Annotated in this window: 12 protein-coding genes; 7 read left to right on the top strand and 5 right to left on the bottom strand. The window is 74.0% G+C overall.

Annotation, left to right across the window (positions count from 1 at the left end; all coding sequences use genetic code 11):
• Positions 1-4: 4 nt before the first annotated feature.
• Both RSE42_RS13145 and RSE42_RS13140 read right to left on the bottom strand, forming a co-directional pair.
• Positions 5-730, bottom strand: coding sequence for a response regulator (locus RSE42_RS13145; RefSeq protein WP_031315413.1), 726 nt, complete (start codon positions 728-730; stop codon positions 5-7).
• Entirely contained in the window at positions 727-1,950 is a 1,224-nt protein-coding gene (locus tag RSE42_RS13140) for a sensor histidine kinase (protein WP_415296555.1), read from the bottom strand. Before RSE42_RS13140 ends, RSE42_RS13145 begins: the two co-directional genes overlap by 4 nt.
• Positions 1,951-2,145: 195 nt before the next feature.
• Here RSE42_RS13140 and RSE42_RS13135 point away from each other — a divergent pair, with 195 nt between their 5' ends.
• The 3 genes from RSE42_RS13135 to RSE42_RS13125 all read left to right on the top strand — a co-directional run bounded on the left by RSE42_RS13135 (position 2,146) and on the right by RSE42_RS13125 (position 6,377).
• Positions 2,146-2,727, top strand: coding sequence for a M15 family metallopeptidase (locus tag RSE42_RS13135; RefSeq protein ID WP_415296553.1), 582 nt, complete (start codon positions 2,146-2,148; stop codon positions 2,725-2,727).
• A 61-nt stretch (positions 2,728-2,788) separates the two neighbouring features.
• Positions 2,789-5,236: an NAD-dependent DNA ligase LigA gene (gene ligA, locus RSE42_RS13130; RefSeq protein ID WP_370512503.1), complete on the top strand. Its 2,448-nt coding sequence runs from the start codon at positions 2,789-2,791 to the stop codon at positions 5,234-5,236.
• Positions 5,237-5,270: 34 nt separating this feature from the next.
• Positions 5,271-6,377 (top strand): hypothetical protein, encoded by a 1,107-nt coding sequence (locus RSE42_RS13125; protein ID WP_415296551.1) that lies wholly within the window; start codon positions 5,271-5,273, stop codon positions 6,375-6,377.
• 4 nt (positions 6,378-6,381) lie between these two features.
• Here RSE42_RS13125 and RSE42_RS13120 read toward each other — a convergent pair whose 3' ends face one another.
• The 3 genes from RSE42_RS13120 to RSE42_RS13110 form a co-directional block, all read right to left on the bottom strand.
• Positions 6,382-7,281 (bottom strand): dihydrodipicolinate synthase family protein, encoded by a 900-nt coding sequence (locus RSE42_RS13120; RefSeq protein ID WP_409141566.1) that lies wholly within the window; start codon positions 7,279-7,281, stop codon positions 6,382-6,384.
• A 10-nt stretch (positions 7,282-7,291) separates the two neighbouring features.
• The gene (locus RSE42_RS13115) at positions 7,292-7,957 is read right to left on the bottom strand and encodes a ThuA domain-containing protein (protein ID WP_021483712.1); all 666 of its coding nucleotides are present in this window, start codon (positions 7,955-7,957) and stop codon (positions 7,292-7,294) included.
• Positions 7,958-8,026: 69 nt separating this feature from the next.
• Positions 8,027-9,208, bottom strand: a complete 1,182-nt coding sequence (locus tag RSE42_RS13110; RefSeq protein ID WP_034655387.1) for an ROK family transcriptional regulator — start codon at positions 9,206-9,208, stop codon at positions 8,027-8,029.
• Positions 9,209-9,616: 408 nt separating this feature from the next.
• Between RSE42_RS13110 and RSE42_RS13105 the strand changes: the two genes are divergently transcribed.
• From RSE42_RS13105 to RSE42_RS13090, 4 genes are all read left to right on the top strand, one after another.
• On the top strand, positions 9,617-11,137 hold the full coding sequence (locus RSE42_RS13105) for a sugar ABC transporter ATP-binding protein (RefSeq protein WP_043655207.1): 1,521 nt from the start codon (positions 9,617-9,619) through the stop codon (positions 11,135-11,137).
• Positions 11,134-12,174, top strand: coding sequence for an ABC transporter permease (locus tag RSE42_RS13100; RefSeq protein WP_255434557.1), 1,041 nt, complete (start codon positions 11,134-11,136; stop codon positions 12,172-12,174). The genes RSE42_RS13105 and RSE42_RS13100 overlap by 4 nt, the downstream gene beginning before the upstream one ends.
• 117 nt (positions 12,175-12,291) lie before the next feature.
• Positions 12,292-13,359 carry a substrate-binding domain-containing protein gene (locus tag RSE42_RS13095; RefSeq protein ID WP_021479937.1) on the top strand — a complete coding sequence of 356 codons (1,068 nt, stop codon included), beginning with the start codon at positions 12,292-12,294 and terminating at the stop codon, positions 13,357-13,359.
• 119 nt (positions 13,360-13,478) lie between these two features.
• Positions 13,479-14,651 carry a Gfo/Idh/MocA family protein gene (locus RSE42_RS13090; protein ID WP_021479936.1) on the top strand — a complete coding sequence of 391 codons (1,173 nt, stop codon included), beginning with the start codon at positions 13,479-13,481 and terminating at the stop codon, positions 14,649-14,651.
• Positions 14,652-14,686: the final 35 nt, after the last annotated feature.

Genomic DNA, 14,686 nt, shown 5'->3' with positions numbered 1-14,686 from the left:
CGGCTCAGGCCGTGCCGCCCGGCCGCACGAACCCGGCCTCGTACGCGAGGATCACGAGCTGCACCCGGTTCGTCAGCCCGACCTTGGTGAGCAGCGACCGCACGTGGCTCTTCACGGTCGCCTCGGTGAGGTGCAGCTCCGCCCCGATCTCGCGGTTCGACAGGCCGCGCGCGACCGCGAGGAGCACCTCGCGCTCGCGCGGGGTCGCCGCGTCGAGCCCGGTGACCGCGGACCCGGTCTCGACGGCGTCGGAGGCCGCGAGCGGCGCCTGCCGGGCGAGCTCGACGTAGGTCGAGATGATGCGGCCCGTGACCGCCGGGTCGAGCAGGGAGTCGCCGGCGTGGACGCGGTGCACGGCGTCGACGAGCGACTGCGGGTCCGCGTCCTTGAGGAGGAACCCGGCGGCGCCCGCGCGCAGCGCGCCGTAGACGTACTCGTCGTCGTCGAACGTCGTGAGGACGAGCGTCCGCACCGCCGCGAGCTCGGGGTCGGCCACGATGCGCGCGGTCGCCTCGATGCCGTCCAGCCGGGGCATGCGCACGTCCATGAGCAGGACGTCCGGGCGCAGGGCGCGCGCCATGGCGACCGCCGTCTCCCCGTCCCCGGCCTCGCCGACGACCGTGACGTCCGGCTCGTTGTCGAGGATCATGCGCAGGCCCAGCCGGATGGTCGCCTGGTCGTCCACGACGACGACGCGGACCGGCGTCGTGCCCGTGCCGGGGGCGCTCACGCCGCCGCCCGGGGGACGCGCGCCTCGACCGTCCAGCCGCCGCGCCCGTCCGGCCCGGCGGACAGCGCGCCCCCGGCCGCGAGCGCCCGCTCGCGCATGGAGGTCAGGCCGTGGCCCTGCCGCCCGTCGGTGCTCGGCAGCGGCGGTCCGGCGTCGTGGACGCGCAGGCGCAGGTCGCCCGCACGGTCGGTCAGCGTCACGGTCACGTCGCGGGCGAGGGAGTGCAGCAGCACGTTGGTCAGGGCCTCCTGGGCGATGCGGACGACGGCGAGGCCGGACTCGGCGCTCGTCGCGGGCCACGGGTCGGGGAGCGTGAGGTCGACGGCGCGCCCGGCGTCGCGCAGGCGGCGGGCGGCCGCGCGCAGCTCGTCCGCGGCCCGGTCGCCGTCGGGCGTCGGGGCGAGGGCCGCGGTGCCGCCGTCGGCCTCGGTGCCGCGGCGCAGCACCTGCACGACGGACCGCATCGCGGTGAGCGCCTGCTTCCCCTCGTCGGCGATCCACCGCACGGCCTCGGCCGGCGCGTCCGGGCGGTTCGCCGCGACGCGGTCCGCCGCCTGGGCGCGCACGACGATCGCCGACATGTGGTGCGCGACGACGTCGTGCAGCTCGCGCGCGATCCGCGTGCGCTCGGCGAGCACGGCGCGCTCCGCGAGCTCAGCCTGGAGCTCCTGGAGCTCGGCGTTGCGCTCGCGCAGGCTCTCGGACGTGAGGGCGAGGCGGCGGAAGAAGTACCCGGCGGCGACCGCGACCAGCACGAGGGCGAGCGCGAGGACGACGTCGGACGGGGAGTTCGCGACCCAGAGCTCCTCGACGAAGAAGGCTCGGGGCGGCAGGACGAGCCCCGGGCGCCCCGCGAGCTGCAGCGCGAACGCCGCGAGGCCGGCGCCGACGGTCGCCAGGACCGGCGGCACCGCCCCGGACCGGGTCGCCGCGAAGGCCGCGATCATGAGCGGCACGAGCTCGAACGGGGTCTGCATGATCCAGGGGATCGCGAGCGGGTAGAGCGTGACGGTGCCCCAGAACAGCGGGCCGGGCGCGACGCGCCGCAGCGCGAGCGCGAGCACGATCCCCAGGCCGGCGATCCGGTACGAGTCGGGGAAGCGCGGGTACCAGTAGTCGCCGCGCTCCATGACCATGACCACGGTGAACCACACGGCGCCCGCGACGAGCGCGGTCGCGAGGTCCTGCGCCCACACGGGCAGGCGGGTCGTCGGGGGCACGCGTCCACGGTAGCGGGGGCGGGTCGTGCGCGGCACCGCCCCGGGAGGGAACCCGGCCCGTGCCGCCTCCGCCCCAGGGCGGAACGACGTCGGGCCGGGGGCGGACGCTCCCCGTCCGGCTGCACCGCACGGCGGGGTCGAGGAGTCGCCGTCGGGTCGATGTGGCGCGAGGTCGCCGCGGGCGAGCCTCGTCAGATGGCCACGACACCCCTGCGCCCCACGCCGCCCGCCCGCCACGTCCCGGGGCCTCGCGGCCCGCGGCGCGTCGCCCGGACCGTGCTCGGCGTCCTCGCCGTCGGCGCGCTCGGCGTGGCAGGCGCGCTCACGTACCTCACCGTGACGACGCACGACGGCGACGCCGTCGCCGACCCGTCGCCCACGTTGCGCCCCCAGACCGCGACCGGGCTGGACCCCGAGCTCGAACGCCGTTTCGACGAGGCGCGGGCCGCCGCCGACGCCGAGGGGGTCGAGCTGACGCTCACCTCGGGGTGGCGCACCGCGGCGGAGCAGGAGCAGCTCGTGGAGGCGGCGCTCGAGCGCTACGGGTCGCCCGAGGAGGCCCACCGGTGGGTGCTCCCTCCCGAGACCTCGGAGCACGTCGCGGGCCTCGCGATCGACGTCGGGCCGACGGACGGCGCGCTGTGGCTCGGCGAGCACGGCCCCCGGTTCGGCCTGTGCCGCACGTACGCGAACGAGATGTGGCACTTCGAGGCCGCGACGGAGCCGGGCGGGACGTGCCCGCCGATGCACGAGGACGCCTCGCACGGCTGGGGGTGAGGGCCCGCCGGGGTGCGGTCCGGGGGCGGCGGATGTGGGCGGTCCGCGCGATGATGTGCGGGTGAGCGAGAGCACCCCCGCGACGTCAGCGCCGACCCCCCCGACCCCGACGGACGAGGACGTGCCCGCGGCGTCGTCCGCCGCCGAGCTCGACGAAGCCGCGGCGCAGCGGCGCTGGGCCGAGCTCGTCGCCCAGGTCGAGGCCGACCAGCGGGCCTACTACGAGGAGGACCAGCCGGTCTCGTCCGACGCGGAGTACGACGCGCGGATGCACGAGCTGCAGGCGCTCGAGGCCGCGCACCCCGCCCTCCAGACGCCCGAGTCACCGACGCAGCGCGTGGGCGGCCGGGCCGCGGCCGGCTTCGCGACCGTCCAGCACCTCGAGCCCATGCTCTCGCTCGACAACGCCTTCAGCGCCGAGGACCTCGCCGCGTGGGCTGCACGCGTGCACCGCGACCTGGGCGTGGCCGCGGACGCCGAGGTGGACTACCTGTGCGAGGTCAAGATCGACGGCCTCGCGATCGCGCTGCTCTACGAGAAGGGCCGTCTGGTGCGGGCCGCCACGCGCGGCGACGGGCGCACGGGCGAGGACGTGTCCGCCAACGTGCGGACGATCCCGAGCATCCCGCAGCGCCTCGCCGGCGACCCCGCGACGCACCCCGACGTCATCGAGATCCGCGGCGAGGTGTTCATGGGTGTCGCGGACTTCGCCGCGCTCAACGAGAAGCTCGTCGCCGCGGGCCAGGCGCCGTACGCGAACCCGCGCAACACCGCGGCCGGGTCGCTGCGCCAGAAGGACCCGGCCGTCACCGCGAGCCGCAACCTGCGCATGTACGCGCACGGCGTCGGCGCGCTCCAGTGGGAGGCAGGCGAGCACGCCGAGCTCGCGCGGCAGTCCGACGCCTACGCCCTGTTCGAGCAGTGGGGCGTGCCGGTGTCGCCGCACAACCGGGTCGTGCACGGGCTCGACGAGGTCATGGACCGCATCGCCTACTTCGGCGAGCATCGGCACGACATCGAGCACGAGCTCGACGGGATCGTCGTCAAGGTCGACGAGCTCGCGCTCCAGCGGCGGCTCGGCGCCACGAGCCGCGCGCCCCGGTGGGCCATCGCCTACAAGTACCCGCCCGAGGAGGTCAACACGCGCCTCCTCGCGATCCAGGTCGGCGTCGGGCGCACGGGCCGCGCGACCCCGTACGCCGTCATGGAGCCGGTCAAGGTCGCGGGCAGCACGGTGCGCCAGGCGACACTGCACAACCAGGACGTCGTCCGCGCGAAGGGCGTGCGCATCGGCGACATGGTGGTGCTGCGCAAGGCGGGCGACGTCATCCCCGAGATCCTGGGCCCGGTCGCGGCGCTCGCGGACGACGGCTACCCGCGCGAGGACTTCGTCATGCCCGCGGACTGCCCGGAGTGCGGCACGCCGCTGCGCCCCATGAAGGAGGGCGACGTCGACCTGCGCTGCCCCAACGCCGAGTCGTGCCCCGCCCAGGTGCGCGGCCGGGTCGAGCACATCGGGTCGCGCGGGGGCCTCGACGTCGAGGTGCTCGGCGAGGTGACGGCGGCCGCGCTCACGCAGCCGCTCGAGCCGGCCGAGCCGCCGCTGCGCACGGAGGCCGGGCTGTTCGAGCTGAGCGTCGAGCAGCTCGTCCCGATCCGGGTCGTCGTGCGCGACTCCGAGACCGGGCTGCCGCGCGAGTACGACGGCACGGGCGAGCCGGCCGAGATCACGATGCCCGACGGCTCGACCGCGACCGTGAAGTCCGTGTGGCCGTTCCGGAAGAAGCGCAAGCTGTCGAAGGCCGCGGAGCGCGCGGCGATCGAGGCGGGGGAGCCCCTCTTCGAGGCGTCGACCAACGCGACGAAGCTCGTGGAAGAGCTCGAGCTCGCGAAGACGAAGGACCTCTGGCGCATCCTCGTCAGCCTGAACATCCGGCACGTGGGCCCGGTCGCGGCGCGTGCCCTCGCGGACTGGTTCGGCTCGCTCGACGCGATCCGGGCGGCGACGCGCGACGAGCTCGCCGCGGTCGAGGGCGTCGGGCCCGTGATCGCCGACCAGGTCGTCGAGTGGTTCACCGTCGGCTGGCACGTCGAGATCGTCGACCGCTGGCGGGCGGCCGGGGTGCGCTTCGAGATCCCCGACCACCCCGGCCCCGGCGCGCGCCAGGAGCCGACCGGTCCGCTCGCCGGGCTGACGGTCGTCGTGACGGGGTCGCTCGAGGGGTTCAGCCGCGACGGCGCCAAGGAGGCCGTCATCGCGGCGGGCGGCAAGGCGTCCGGGTCGGTCTCGAAGAAGACGGACTACGTCGTCGTCGGGGCGAGCGCCGGCTCCAAGGAGACCAAGGCGCGCGACCTCGGGCTGCCGATCCTCGACGAGGAGGGCTTCGTCGCGCTCCTCGCCGGAGGGCCCGACGCCGTGGCCGACCGCCTCGGTGCGGGCCCGGCGTCGGACGACGCGGGCGATGCCCCGGCCACGGACGGCGGGGCAGAGCCCGGCGCGGACGGCTGAGCCGCGCGTCGGGCCGGGCGCCTACGATGCTCCGGTGCTCGACGCCACCACCGCCCCGTCCCGTACCCTCCCGACCCTGCGCGGCGCCCACCTCGTGGGCTCCGTGAACCTGCCGACCGCGCGCGAGACCTTCCGTGCGGTGGGGGAGCACCACGGCGACCACGTGCGCCGCGTCCCCGACGGGGAGGTCGGCGAGCGGTTCCACTGGATCCTCTTCCAGGGTGAGCGGTTCTCCGCCGTCGACGGACTCGCGCGCGTCCCGGTGGACCCGGTCGTCGTCGCAGGGTTCGACGTGCGCCCGCACGTCCTCGACGGCTCCGTCGACGCGGCCGACCTGCGGTTCGGCCCGCTCGGCTACGCCGACGCGGCCCTCGCCTCGTACGCCGACTTCGTCGCGCTGCGCGAGGAGGGCGCCCTGCCGGCCGGGGCCCGCTTCCAGGTGTGCCTGCCCTCGCCGCTCGCGCCGGTGACGGCGTTCGTCGCGCCCCAGGACCGCGCGGCGGTGCACCCGGCGTACGAGGCCGCGCTCGTCCGCGAGCTCGCGGCGATCAGCGCCGCGATCCCCGCGGAGGACCTCGCGGTCCAGGTCGACCTCGCGACCGAGTTCGCGTTCGTCGAGGGCGCGAACCTCGGCGGCGGGGCCGCGCGCGCGTGGTTCGACGCCGAGGCCGGGGGAGACGAGGACGTCGTCGTCGGCTGCGCGCGCCGGGCGGCGGCGTTCGCCCGGCACGTCCCCGCCGGGGCCGAGCTGGGGTTCCACCTCTGCTACGGCGACGTCGCGGAGAAGCACTTCGTCGAGCCGACGGACACCGCGAACCTCGTCCGCGTCGCGAACGCCCTCGTGGAGCACCTCGACCGGCCGGTCCAGTGGGTCCACCTGCCGGTCCCTATCGCGCGCGACGACGTCGCGTACGTCGCGCCGCTGGCGGACCTGCGCCTGGACCCGGCGACCGAGCTCTACCTCGGGCTCCTGCACCACGAGGACGGTGTCGAGGGCGCACGCCGTCGGCTCGCCGCGGCGGCGTCGGTGCTCGGCGACCGCCCGGTCGGCGTTGCGACGGAGTGCGGCTTCGGCCGCGGCCCGAGCGAGCGCACCACCGGCCTGCTCGACCTGCACGCCGCGGTGCTCGCGGCGGTCTGACGGCTCAGCCCCGGGGCCGCCGCCCGACGACCTCGCGCAGCCGCGCGACGCCGTCGGGCGGGACGGGGAGCGACGGCCCGCGCGGGGGAGCGGTCGGTACGCCGAGCAGGGTGGCGAGGGCGTGGAACCCGCTCACCGGGCGCAGGTCGGCGAGCACGGCGGTCAGGTCGTGCAGCCAGCGGGCGACCCGCGCATCGGGCACCGTGCCCGCGGTGCGGGTGCGGCGGAGCGCGACGTACTCCGCGGGGACGAGCGCGGCGAGCCCGGTGTGCCAGGCGTCGGCCGGCTCGGCGCCGCGCACGAGAGGGACGTCGCCGCTCAGCCCGACGCTCACGCCGAGGCTGTCGGTCGCGGCCCGCAGCTCAGCGACCCGCCCTCCGGGTCGCGCGGGCGTCGACGCCGCGTCCTTGACCGCGACCACGGTCGTCGTGCGGGCGAGGTGCGCCAGGGCGCCCGGCGTGAGGTCGTACGCGGTCTGGACGCTGCGGTTGTAGAAGCACACCGGCAGGTCGACGTCCGCCGCGACCGCCTCGAACAGCGCCACGACCTCCGCCTCGTCGAGCGGGAGGTAGGAGAACGGCGCGAGCACGAGCCCGTGGGCGCCCGCGTCGCGCGCGGCACGGGCCCGTGCGAGGACCTCGCGCGTCGACGCGCCGCTCACCGCGACGTGGACGGGCACGGCCGTGGCGCCCGTCGACCCCGCGGACACGGCCGCCCGCACGACGGCGTCGCGCTCGTCCGGGTCGAACGTGACCCCGGCGCCCGACGACGCGAGCACCACGACGCCGTCGACGCCGGCCCCGGCGGCGTCCCGGACCAGGCGGCCGAGAGCGTCGAGGTCGGGGGCGTCGTCGTCGGTGAGGGGCGTGATCGGGTAGGCGAGCAGGCCGCGGAAGCCGGTCACGCGCGCGGGCTCAGCGGCTCGCCCAGAGGATGCCGCGCTCGACGATCGTGCGGATCGGAGGCACCTCGAGGTCGGCGAGCTGGTGCCCCGCCGCGCACACGAAGATGCGTCCGGCGCCCCAGCGGCGCGTCCACACGGCGGGGGAGACGACGGGCTCGTGCCACGGGTCGCCGTCGCGCGGGAGGATCGTCGTGGTCGCGAGGACGTCGTTGTACGAGTCGGCGAGCACCCAGTACTGCTCCGAGTGCAGCGCGATCGAGTCGATCCCCGCGACGATCGGGTGGTCCCCGCGCTCGGGCACGATCTCGATCGTGTGGTCCACGAGGTCGTGCGCGTGGGCGGCGAACTGCCCGCCCACCATCTGCAGGTAGTCGGTGGCGAGCCGGAACGAGTCGACGATGCCGCCGTGCCAGCCCGCGAACCCGGTGCCGTTCGCGATGGCCGTGCGCAGGCCGCGCATCTCGTCCGGGAGGATCTCGCCCATCGTCCAGCACTGCACGACGAGGTCGAGGCTCGTCATGAACTCCTCGTCGGCGTACGCCTCGAGCGACCCCTCGAGCGTCACGTCGTAGCCGGACGCCTCGAGGAACGGGATGAACAGCTCGGCGGCCTCCTCGGGTGCGTGCCCGGGCCACCCGCCCCGGACCACGAGCGCTCGACGGTTCCGCTCGGTCATGACTCCTCCTCGTGCTTCGTCACACTCGTCGCGCCCGCGCGCGCGGGCAGCGGCCCCCGTCGACCGCGCTCAGGCGATGAGCGCGTCGATCGCTGCGGGCGAGAGTACGTGATCGACGGCCATGGCGCTCGCACCGAGCACGCCGGCCTGACCTCGTGCCTGCGAGGTGACGATGCGCAGGTGCTGCGTCGCGAGGGGCAGCGAGCGCTGGTAGACGATCTCGCGGATGCCCGCGATGAGGTGCTCGCCCGCCTCGGCGACGATGCCGCCGATGACGATGAGCGAGGGGTTGAGCAGGCTGACGCACGCCGCGAGGACGGAGCCGATGTCGCGCCCGGCCTGGCGCACGGCCTGGCTCGCGGCGAGGTCGCCGCCGCGCACGAGCGCGACGACGTCGGAGCTGGTGGTCGCGTCGAGGCCCGCGGCGGCGAGGGCCGCGGCGACGGCCTGGCCGCTCGCGACGGCCTCGAGGCAGCCCACGTTCCCGCAGCGGCACGGGACGTCGGCGGCGCTCGGGACGGCGACGTGCCCGATGTCGCCCGCGGCGCCCTGCGCGCCGCGCCGGAGCTCGCCGTCGGCGATGATGCCCGAGCCGATGCCCGTCGCGACCTTGACGAAGAGCATGTCGGTGACCGCGGGCCACGCGGTGCGGTGCTCGCCCAGCGCCATGATGTTCACGTCGTTGTCGACGAGCACGGAGGCGTCGAACCGCTTCTGCAGGATCCCGGGGACGTCGACGTCGTCCCACGCGGGCATGATCGGCGGGTTGATGGGCCGTCCGGAGGAGTGCTCGACGGGGCCGGGGAGGCCGACGCCGACGCTGACCAGGTCGTCGATGCTGCGCCCGGTGGTCGCGACGAGCTTCTCGCCGGTGTCCGCGACCCACGACAGGACGACGTCGGGACCGTCCGCGATCGCGAGGGCCGCGTCGGTCTCGGCGAGCACGTTGGACGCGAGGTCCGTGACGGCGAGGCGGGCGTGGGTCGCGCCGAGGTCCACGGCGAGCACGATGCGCGCCTCAGGGCTGAAGGCGAAGGTCACGGGCGGGCGCCCACCGGTCGAGCTGGCCTCGCCCGCGGGGGCGATGAGGCCGGCCGTCATGAGGAGGTCGATCCGGGCGGCGATGGTCGACCGCGCCTGCCCCGTGATCGCTGCGAGGTCCGCACGGGTGCGCGGCTGACCGTCCCGGAGCAGCTGGAACATGTCGCCGGCACCGGTCGGGCGCGGCGCGAACTTCAGCAGTTCCTCCATGGGCACAGTGAATCACGGAGCCTCTCGTCGGTCGTCCGTACCAGGCGGACGAGTCATCGGCTTTTGCTTGACGATCGCCAAAAGGTACCCTACTGTCCCCTCCCAAGGCGACATGGACGTCGTCGAAAGGTGTGGAGGCCCGACGGTGGGCCTCCGGTCCGGGCGACGACCGCCCCACGAGCTCCCCCTGGTCCCCGATCGCACGTCGCATCGTCGGCATCCCTGCTCGTACAGGGCTTGCCGGACACTATCGCCTCCGCAGCACCCCGTGGCACCCCGGGAGCGGCGGGAGCGTTCCCATCCGGCGACCAGGGCGCGCACACTTTTGTCGGTCACGGAGTGGTAACAGTGGCAAAAGACGTCAACCTTATGATTGACGCTCGTCAAAAGGTTCGCTAGGTTCACCGCATGGTCACCGCAGACCCTCCCCAGCCGCTCCTGCAGATGCAGGGCATCGTCAAGGTCTTCCCCGGGGCTCGTGCGCTCGACGGCGTCGATCTCGAGATCCTCCCGGGCGAGGTCCACTGTCTCCTCGGCCAGAACGGGGCCGGCAAGTCCACGCTCATCAAGGTGCTCGCCGGTGCCCACCAGCCCACCGAGGGCAGGATCCTCCTCGACGGCGAGCCCATCACCATCTCCGACCCCGTCGCAGCGCTGAAGCACGGCGTCGCGACGATGTACCAGGAGCTCGACGTCGTCGACGGCCTGACCGTCGCGGAGAACGTCTACCTCGGGCACGAGCTCGCGACCATGGGGTTCTCCCAGCGCCGCGAGGCGGTGCGCAAGACGCGCGAGCTGCTCCAGCGGCTCGGGCACTCGGAGGTCTCGCCGAGCACGGAGGTCGGACGGCTGTCGGCCGCCGGCAAGCAGATCGTCTCGATGGCCCGGGCGCTGTCCCACGACGCGCGCGTCATCATCATGGACGAGCCCTCGGCGGTGCTCGACTCGGAGGAGGTGGGCAACCTCTTCCGTGTCGTCAAGGAGCTGACCAAGGCGGGGGTCGCCGTCGTCTACATCTCCCACCGGCTCGAGGAGATCCGCGAGATCGGCGACCGCATCACCGTCCTCAAGGACGGCCGGACCGTCGCGCAGAACCTCCCGGTGTCCGAGACCCCGACGGCGAAGCTCATCACGCTCATGACCGGGCGCTCGGTCGAGTACGTCTTCCCGGACTCCGACGGCCCCGTGGACGCCGCTCCCGTCGTACTCGACGTCGCGGGGCTGAGCCTGCGCGGCGTGTTCGCGGACGTGTCGTTCCAGGTGCGCGCCGGGGAGATCGTCGGTCTCGCCGGGCTCGTGGGCGCGGGCCGCTCGGAGATCATCGAGACGGTCTACGGAGCGCGCAAGGCGACCGCGGGCACCGTGACCGTCGACTCCACGAGGCTGCGGCCCGGGTCCGTGGCCTCCGCCGTCGGTGCCGGGATCGGGCTCGCGCCCGAGGAGCGCAAGAGCCAGGGCCTGCTCCTCGACGAGCCCGTCTACCGCAACGTCACGCTCTCGACGTTCTCGCGCTTCGCGCGCTTCGGTCTCCTCGACGAGAGCGCCGAGCGCAAGGCGGCGAAGGAGCAGGCCGACTCGCTCGAGCTGCGCCCCACCGGCGTCGACCGGGCCATCCGCACGCTGTCGGGCGGCAACCAGCAGAAGGCGATGCTCGCCCGCTGGCTCGTCCACGGCTGCCGCGTGCTGCTCCTCGACGAGCCCACGCGCGGCGTCGACGTCGGCGCGCGCGCCGAGATCTACGCCCTCATCCGCAGGCTCGCCGACGAGGGTGCCGCCGTCGTCGTCGTGTCCAGCGAGATCCCCGAAGTCCTCGGCCTCGCCGACCGCGTCCTCGTCGTCTCCGAGGGTCGCGTCGTCCACGAGGGGCCCTCGAGCTCCATCGACGAGCACCAGGTGCTCGACATGGTCATGGAAGGAAGTGTCGCGTGAGCGAGCAGCAGGTGTCGGCGTCGATGCCGACGAAGAAGCCGGAGGCCGACGAGTCGGCCCGGGTCGAGAAGGCCGCGGGCGAACGCCGCAAGAGCGGGTTCATGTCCGGCGCCGCGGGGCGGAACATCGGCCTCGTCGTCGCTCTGCTCCTCCTGTGCGTCGTGGGCTTCGCGACGGGCGGCGAGCGGTTCGCGAGCGTCAGCAACCTCATGACCATCCTCAGCCTCGGGTCGATTCTCGGCGTCCTGGCCATCGGCATGACGTTCGTCATCACGACGGGCGGCATCGACCTGTCGGTCGGCTCCGTGGCCGGGCTGGCCTCCGTCTGGGCGACGACGCTCGCGACGCAGTCGTACGGCTGGGTCGTCATGGTGATCTGCGCGCTCGCGGTGGGCATCGGCGCCGGTCTCCTCAACGGCCTGATCATCGCCTACGGGAAGGTCGTGGCGTTCATCGCGACGCTCGCGATGCTCGTCGCCGCCCGCGGCCTCGCCGAGCTCATCGCGCAGAAGCGCACGCAGATCGTCCAGGTCGACGGGTTCAACGACGTCTTCCGCGGCAACCTCCTCGGGGTGCCGAAGATCGTGTGGATCTTCGCGGTCGTCGCCGTGCTCGGCTGGTTCCTCTTCAACCGCACCACGTTCGGCCGCCGGACGGTCGCCGTCGGCGGGAACCCGGAGGCCGCGCGCCTCGCGGGCATCAAGGTCAAGCGCCACCTCCTGTACGTGTACGCGCTGTCCGGGCTCACCGCCGGCATCGCCGCCGTCATGTTCCTCGCCCGCACGAGCGCCGGCTCCTCGACGAACGGCCTGCTCATCGAGCTCGACACCATCGCGGCGGTCGTCGTCGGCGGCACGCTCCTCGCGGGCGGCCGGGGCACGATCGTCGGCACCGTCCTCGGTGTCCTGATCTTCACGACGCTCACGAACGTCTTCATCATCAACAACATCGACAGCTCGGTGCAGCAGATCGCCAAGGGCGCGATCATCGTCGGCGCGGTCCTGCTCCAGCAGCGCCTCTCCCGGCGCACCACCTAGCGACCCCGGGCCCCGCGGCGCCCCCGCACCACGCCGCAGCCCGACGAGCCCCGCACCACCCCCACCCCGCCAGTTCCCCTGAGGTTCCACCCGCAGGACAGCATCGAAGGAGATCCCATGTCCGCACGCACCACCCTCCGCCGCCGCATCACGCTCGCGACGGTCTCGGCCGCCTCGATCGCGCTGATCGCGACGGCGTGCACCTCCAACACGCCGCAGGACGAGGGCACGGCCGAGGGCGACGGCGGGGGCAGCGCCAACCAGGCCGTCTCCGACAACGACGCCCCGGGCGACCCGATCGTCATCGGCTTCTCGGCCCCCGCCGCCGACCACGGCTGGATGGGCGCCATCACGACCGCCGCCGAGGCGGAGGCCGCGGAGTACGAGGACGTCGAGCTCCGTGTCGCCGACGGCACGAACGACGTGAACGTCCAGATCAGCCAGATCGAGGGCTTCATCAACGACGGCGTCGACGCGATCGTGCTGCTGCCGTTCGACGGCGCCGCGCTCACCGAGGTCGCGACCAAGGCGATGGACGCAGGGATCCCCGTCATCAACGTCGACCGCGAGTTCTCCAGCCCGTTCGCCGCCCGGACGACGGTGCTCGGCGACAACTACGGCATGGGCGTGAGCGCCGGCCAGTACATCTGCGAGCAGCTGGGCGACAACCCGGACGCCGTGGTCGCCGAGATCGCCGGCATCGACTCGCTGCCGCTCACGCAGGACCGCAGCCAGGGCTTCGAGGACGCGCTGTCCGACTGCGGCCTCGACGTCGACAACCGCGTCGCCGCGGACTTCACGGTCCAGGGTGGCGAGGCCGCGACGGCCAACCTCCTCCAGGCCGCGCCGCAGATCGACGCCATCTGGAACCACGACGACGACCAGGGCGTCGGCGTGCTCTCCGCGATCGAGAACGCGGGCCGCGACGAGTTCTTCATGGTCGGCGGCGCCGGCTCGAAGCAGGTCATGGAGCACATCCAGGCCGGTGACTCCGTCCTCCAGGCGACGGTCGTCTACCCGTCGACGCAGGCCGCGGACGGCATCAAGCTCGCCCGCCTCGTGGCGCACGAGAAGAACCTCAGCGACCTCGCGTCGTCCGACGTGCCGCGCACGGTCCAGCTCTTCGCGCCCGTCGTGACGAAGGACAACGTCGACCAGTACCTGCCCACCGCGTTCCAGTCCTGACGGACCCGCTGACACCCGTCAGCACGCAGCAGGAAGCACGCGGACCACGCCCACGGTCCGCCCGGGTACCGCCCGGCCGGACCGTGGGCGTGCGCCGTGAGAAGCACGGAAGGAACGTCATGGCAGGAAACGACGGCGCGCAGCTCGGCGTCGGCATGGTCGGGTACTCGTTCATGGGGGCAGCGCACTCGCAGGCCTGGCGGACCGCCCCCCGGTTCTTCGACCTCCCCCTCGACCCGCGGATGCGGGTCCTCGGCGGCCGCAACCCGGAGGCGGTCGCCGCCGCCGCGCAGCGGCTCGGCTGGGAGTCCACGGAGACGAGCTGGCAGGCGCTCGTCGGCCGGGACGACGTCGACCTCGTCGACGTGTGCACCCCCGGCGACACCCACGCCGAGATCGCGATCGCCGCGCTCGAGGCCGGCAAGCACGTGCTCTGCGAGAAGCCGCTCGCGAACACGGTCGCCGAGGCCGAGAAGATGGTCGCGGCCGCCGAGGCCGCCGCGCGGCGCGGGCAGGTCGCGATGGTGGGCTTCACCTACCGCCGCGTGCCGGCGATCCAGCTCGCGCGCCAGCTCGTGGCCGACGGCCGCATCGGCACCGTGCGGCACGTGCGCGCGCAGTACCTCCAGGACTGGATCGCGGACGAGGACGCGCCCCTGTCGTGGCGTCTGGACAAGACCAAGGCCGGCAGCGGCGCGCTCGGCGACATCGGCGCGCACGTGATCGACCTCGCCCAGTTCATCACCGGCGAGCGGATCACGAGCGTCTCCGGCCTGCTCGAGACATTCGTCAAGGAGCGTCCCGTCGCGACGGAGTTCGCCGGTCTCTCGGGGCAGGGCGGCACCGAGCGCGGCCCCGTCACCGTGGACGACGCCGCGATCTTCCTCGCCCGGATGTCCGGCGGCGCGATCGGCACGTTCGAGGCGACCCGGTTCGCCTACGGCCGCAAGAACGCGATCCGGCTGGAGATCAACGGGTCGAAGGGCTCGGTCGCGTTCGACTTCGAGGACATGAACGTCCTGCACTACTTCGACGCCGCCGACGACCCGGCCGTCGCGGGCTTCCGCCGCATCGTCGTGACGGAGCCGCAGCACGCGTACGTCGGGCACTGGTGGCCCGCGGGCCACGGCCTCGGCTACGAGCACGCCTTCACGCACCAGGTCGTCGACCTGGTCGAGGGCATCGCCGCGGGGACGCACCCGGCGCCGACCTTCGCGGACGGCCTGGTGGTCCAGCGCGTGCTCGACGCGGTCGAGCGCAGCGCGGCGTCGGGCGGCTGGGTCGAGCCCTAGGTCTCGACCCGCCGCACGGACGGCAGACCGGTCGT

This window comes from Cellulosimicrobium sp. SJTW-1 (genome assembly GCF_047716875.1).
Taxonomy (GTDB): Bacteria; Actinomycetota; Actinomycetes; order Actinomycetales; family Cellulomonadaceae; genus Cellulosimicrobium; species Cellulosimicrobium funkei.
The sequence above is the reverse complement of the archived record's forward strand: the minus strand, read 5'-3'. Positions and strand labels throughout refer to the sequence as shown.